This is a genomic window from Streptomyces sparsus (assembly GCF_054776295.1).
In genome coordinates, this window is the sequence record NZ_BAAHCA010000293.1 from 1 (window position 1) to 5,267 (window position 5,267).

Genomic DNA, 5,267 nt, shown 5'->3' on the forward strand with positions numbered 1-5,267 from the left:
CCCCGCCCGCCGCGGTCCTCGCGGCGGGCGGGGCGGGACGGTACCGCGGTGGCCCCGGGCAGACGGCCGCGTCCGCCCGGCGGTTCAGGCCTTGCGCAGCCGGAACGACAGGGACAGCGACTCGTCCCGGAAGACCTCACCGAAGGAGTCCTCCCCCTCACCCTCGGAAAGGTCCGTCGCCAGCACCTCGTTGGCGATCAGCGCCGAGTGCTCGGTGAGCGCGGTGGCCACCTCCTCGTCCGCCGCCTGCCAGCGCAGCGCGATCCGGTCGGCGACCTCCAGCCCGGAGTTCTTCCGGGCCTCCTGGATGAGCCGGATCGCGTCCCGGGCCAGCCCGGCCCGGCGGAGCTCCGGGGTGATCTCCAGGTCGAGCGCGATGGTCGCGCCGGTGTCGGAGGCGACCGACCAGCCCTCCCGGGGCGTCTCGGTGATGATGACCTCCTCGGGGGAGAGCGCCACCGTCTCACCGTCGATCTCCACGGCGGCCGTGCCGGCCCGCAGGGCGGCCGACAGCGCGGCGGCGTCGGCCGCCGCGATGGCCTTGGCAACGGGCTGGGTGCCCTTGCCGAACCGCCGCCCCAGCGCACGGAAGTTGCCCTTCGCGGAGGTGTCCACCAGCGAGCCCCCGACCTCCGAGAGCGACGCCAGCCGGCTCACGTTCAGCTCCTCGGCGATCTGCTCGCGCAGCTCGTCGTCGAGCAGCTCGAAGCCCTGCGCGGCGACCAGCGCCCGGGAGAGCGGCTGCCGCGTCTTGACGCCGGACTCCGCACGGGTGGCACGTCCCAACTCGACCAGGCGCCGCACCAGCAGCATGTCGCCGGACAGCTGCGGATCGACCACGTCCAGGTCGGCCACCGGCCAGTCCGCCAGGTGTACCGACTCCGGGGCGCCGGGTGTCACCGGCACCACCAGGTCCTGCCAGACCCGCTCGGTGATGAACGGCACCAGCGGCGCCATCAACCGCGTCACCGTCTCCAGCACGTCGTGCAGGGTCCGCAGCGCCGCGGCGTCCCCCTGCCAGAAGCGGCGCCGGGACCGGCGGACGTACCAGTTGGAGAGGTCGTCGACGAAGGTGGACAGCAGCTTGCCGGCGCGCTGGGTGTCGTAGTTCTCCATGGCCACCGTGACCTGGTCCACCAGCGCGTGCAGCTCACTGAGCAGCCAGCGGTCCAGCACCGGGCGCTGCTCCGGCGCCGGGTCGGTGTCGGAGGGCGCCCACTCGGCGGTCCGGGCGTAGAGGGCCTGGAAGGCGACGGTGTTCCAGTACGTCAGCAGCGTCTTGCGCACCACCTCCTGGATCGTGCCGTGCCCCACCCGGCGTGCCGCCCACGGGGAACCGCCCGCGGCCATGAACCAGCGCACCGCGTCGGCGCCGTGCTGCTCCATCAGCGGGATCGGCTGGAGGATGTTGCCCAGGTGCTTGGACATCTTGCGGCCGTCCTCGGCCAGGATGTGGCCCAGGCAGACGACGTTCTCGTAGGAGGACCTGTCGAAGACCAGCGTGCCGACCGCCATCAGCGTGTAGAACCAGCCGCGGGTCTGGTCGATGGCCTCGGAGATGAACTGCGCCGGGTAGCGCTGCTCGAACAGCTCCTTGTTGCGGTACGGGTAGCCCCACTGTGCGAACGGCATCGAACCCGAGTCGTACCAGGCGTCGATGACCTCCGGCACCCGCTGCGCGGTGAGCGCGCAGCCCTCGGCGGTGCAGGGGAAGGTGACCTCGTCGATGTAGGGCCGGTGCGGGTCGAGGCCGCTCTGGTCCGTCCCCGACAGCTCGGACAGCTCGGCGAGCGAGCCGACACAGGTCAAGTGCTCCTCGGCGCAGCGCCAGATCGGCAGCGGCGTGCCCCAGTAGCGGTTCCTGGAGAGCGCCCAGTCGACGTTGTTGCTCAGCCAGTCGCCGAACCGGCCGTGCTTGACCGACTCGGGGAACCAGTTCGTCTTCTCGTTCTCCCGCAGCAGCGCGTCCTTGATCTGCGTGGTGCGGATGTACCAGGACGGCTGCGCGTAGTACAGCAGCGCGGTGTGGCAGCGCCAGCAGTGCGGGTAGCTGTGCTCGTAGGCCAGGTGCCGGAAGAGCAGCCCGCGCTCCTGGAGGTCCGCGACGAGCGCCTCGTCGGCCTTCTTGAAGAACTGCCCGCCGACCAGCGCCAGCCCCTCCTCGAAGGTGCCGTCCGGGCGCACCGGGTTGACCACCGGCAGGCCGTACCGGCGGCAGACGGCGAGGTCGTCCTCACCGAAGGCCGGGGCCTGGTGCACCAGGCCGGTGCCGTCCTCCGTCGTGACGTAGTCGGCGTTGACGACGAAGTGCGCGCCCTCGATCCCGACCAGCTCGAAGGGGCGGCGGTAGCTCCAGCGTTCCATCTCGGCGCCGGTGAACGCCTGCCCGGTCGCGGTCCAGCCCTCGCCGAGCGCCTTCTCCAGCAGCGGCTCGGCCACGACCAGCCGCTGCTCGCCGTCGGTCGCGACGACGTAGCGGACCTCCGGGTGCGTGGCGACGGCGGTGTTGGACACCAGCGTCCACGGCGTCGTCGTCCACACCAGCAGGTCGGCCGTACCGGCCAGCGGGCCGGAGGTGAGCGGGAAGCGCACGTACACCGACGGGTCGACGACCGTCTCGTAGCCCTGGGCCAGCTCGTGGTCGGACAGGCCCGTTCCGCAGCGCGGGCACCAGGGGGCGACCCGGTGGTCCTGGGCGAGCAGGCCCTTGCCGAAGATCTCCTTGAGCGACCACCACACCGACTCGATGTACTGCGGGTCCATCGTCCGGTAGGCGTCGTCGAGGTCCACCCAGTAGCCCATGCGCCGGGTCAGCTCGGCGAAGGCGTCGGTGTGCCGGGTGACCGACTCGCGGCACTTGGCGTTGAACTCGGCGATGCCGAACGACTCGATGTCCTTCTTGCCGTTGAAGCCGAGTTCCTTCTCCACGGCGAGCTCCACCGGCAGGCCGTGGCAGTCCCAGCCGGCCTTGCGGGCCACGTGGTACCCGCGCATCGTCCGGAACCGGGGGAAGACGTCCTTGAAGACCCGCGCCTCGATGTGGTGGGCGCCCGGCATGCCGTTGCCGGTCGGCGGCCCCTCGTAGAACACCCACTCGGGGCGGCCCTCGGACTGCTCCAGCGAGCGGGCGAAGATCTTCTGGTCGCGCCAGAACTCGAGCACGGCGTGCTCGAGGGCGGGCAGGTCGACCTGGGCGGGGACCTGACGGTACTGCGGGGTCCAACTCATCGGGCGTTCCTCCGGCGGACACGGTCTCTTCCGTCGGAGGGACGAGACCGTCGCCGTGCGGCGCGGTTCCCGCGGTACCACCCTCCTTGGCGGTGGGCGCGCTGCCCGCCGCCCCCTCGTTGGGGGACGGACCCGTCCTGCCGGGACGGACCCTGCGTGCCGGTTCTACTCACCCGCACAGCGGGCATTCCTCCGGCGGCTCCGGGGTGATCTTCACGTCGCGCCAACCCCCGGGCTCGCACCGTCCCCGGGTCGCTCCTGGCCGCTCACGGACGCTACTCGTCCCCATCGATGCCTTTCGCTGCGCCCAGTGTACGGGCCGCCGGGAACCGCTGCTGAGCGGTTTTCCCGCCGCCGGGCGGGGCACAAAGGTTCCAGACCGGCGTGCCCCGTTGCCGAGTGCCCGGAGTCGATTTATCGTTCCGGCACGATTCACCAAGAAGATCACGTGTGGCGGAGGGTGGCATGGCGGCGAGTACGGCTGTGGACGGCTGCGCCACGGCAGTGGCGACGGAACGCACGGCCGGGGAGCCGACCGCGGAGGACGCGGCGGCCACCGGGAAGCCATGCGTGAGGTTTCGACGATCGGTGTAGAAGCCACCGAGACGGGGTCGGTGGCGGCCGGGCACACCGGACGCCACCGGGCGCAGCGCAGGCAGGACGGCCGTGGCAGCGGCCGGTGGGACCGTCGCGACCGACAGGGTCGCGACACAGCAGGTGACCGCTGGTGCGGCGGACGCCCAGCAGACAGGAGCAATGACGGTGGCTGCGAAGAAGACGACAACCGAGAAGCCCTCGGCGGTGCCCACCGCCCGGGTGTCCACGGCCGCCGCCGGTGACCTGGCCGTCCGGGCCGGGGAGGACCCGTGGACCGAGCAGGAGATGCGGGAGGCGCAGGAGGAGCTGGAGACCGAGGCCGCGCGGCTGCGTGAGGAGATCGAGGCGTCCCAGGCCGCGCTGACCGGTCTGCTGCGCGACTCCGGCGACGGCGCCGGGGACGACCAGGTCGACACCGGCACCAAGAACGTCACCCGCGAGCACGAGATGGCCGTCACTGAGAACGCCCGCGAGGTGGTCCACCAGACGGAACGGGCGCTGGAGCGGCTCGCCGCCGGCACCTACGGACTGTGCGAGGGCTGCGGCAACGCCATCGGGAAGGCCCGCATGCAGGCGTTCCCCCGGGCCACGCTGTGCGTCGAGTGCAAGCAGAAGCAGGAACGCCGCTAGCCCCTGCCGGGGGCGCGTGTCGTACTCTCATCCCGTGACAGCAGAGGCGGAGCAGGCCATCGACGAAGCGCCGGATCAGGCCGCGGACAACGCGACGGGTCGCCCCCGGGGCAGGCGCCGGATCGGCGTACTCCTCGGAGTGGCGGTGGTGGCGTACGCGCTCGACCTGATCAGCAAGGTGATCGTGGTCGAGAAACTGGAGGGGCGCGCGCCGATCGAGGTCCTCGGCACGCTGCTCCGGTTCCAGGCCGTCCGCAACCCGGGGGCGGCGTTCGGCATGGGCGAGGCACTGACCTTCGTCTTCACGGCCATCGCCGCCGTGGTCGTGGTGGTGATCTTCCGCATCGCCCGCAAGCTGTACAGCACACCGTGGGCGATCGCGCTCGGAATGCTGCTGGGCGGTGCCCTCGGCAACCTGACCGACCGGATCTTCCGCTCACCCGGCGTGTTCCAGGGCGCGGTGGTGGACTTCATCGCGCCGGCGCACTTCGCCGTCTTCAACCTCGCGGACTCCGCGATCGTCTGCGGCGGCATCCTGATCGTGATTCTCTCCTTCCGCGGCCTCGACCCCGACGGCACGGTCCACCGGGACTGACCGGGGGAGCAGCCGCCGGGCGGTCTGCCGACCGGTGGCTCAGCGGGTCGGCGGCTCGGCGGACGAGTGGGTGATCCGGACGGTGTAACCGTCCGCGGACCGGCCCGTCACCTCCACCGCCACGCCCCCGGCCTGGTAGCGGCCTCCGGGCTGGAACGGCGCGTCGGCGAGTTCGGCCAGCTCCACCGGGTCGCGGCCCCCGCCGCACACCGGGCCG

General features: G+C 71.8%; 3 protein-coding genes. 2 read left to right on the top strand and 1 reads right to left on the bottom strand.

Annotated elements, in window-relative coordinates; translation table 11 throughout:
- Nucleotides 1-84: 84 nt before the first annotated feature.
- Nucleotides 85-3,228: an isoleucine--tRNA ligase gene (gene ileS / locus ACYVE9_RS14675; protein WP_461028281.1), complete on the bottom strand. Its 3,144-nt coding sequence runs from the start codon at nt 3,226-3,228 to the stop codon at nt 85-87.
- A 762-nt stretch (nt 3,229-3,990) separates the two neighbouring features.
- Here ileS and ACYVE9_RS14680 point away from each other — a divergent pair.
- A complete protein-coding gene (locus ACYVE9_RS14680) occupies nt 3,991-4,455 on the top strand; it encodes a TraR/DksA family transcriptional regulator (RefSeq protein ID WP_461028282.1) in 465 nt (154 codons plus the stop codon).
- A 58-nt stretch (nt 4,456-4,513) separates the two neighbouring features.
- Nucleotides 4,514-5,050: a signal peptidase II gene (lspA, locus tag ACYVE9_RS14685; protein ID WP_461028283.1), complete on the top strand. Its 537-nt coding sequence runs from the start codon at nt 4,514-4,516 to the stop codon at nt 5,048-5,050.
- The last annotated feature ends 217 nt before the right edge of the window (nt 5,051-5,267 follow it).

Bases quoted from the DNA above. Each gene is read 5' to 3' on its own strand.
- ileS (WP_461028281.1), bottom strand. From the start codon at position 3,228: ATGAGTTGGACCCCGCAGTACCGTCAGGTCCCCGCCCAGGTCGACCTG.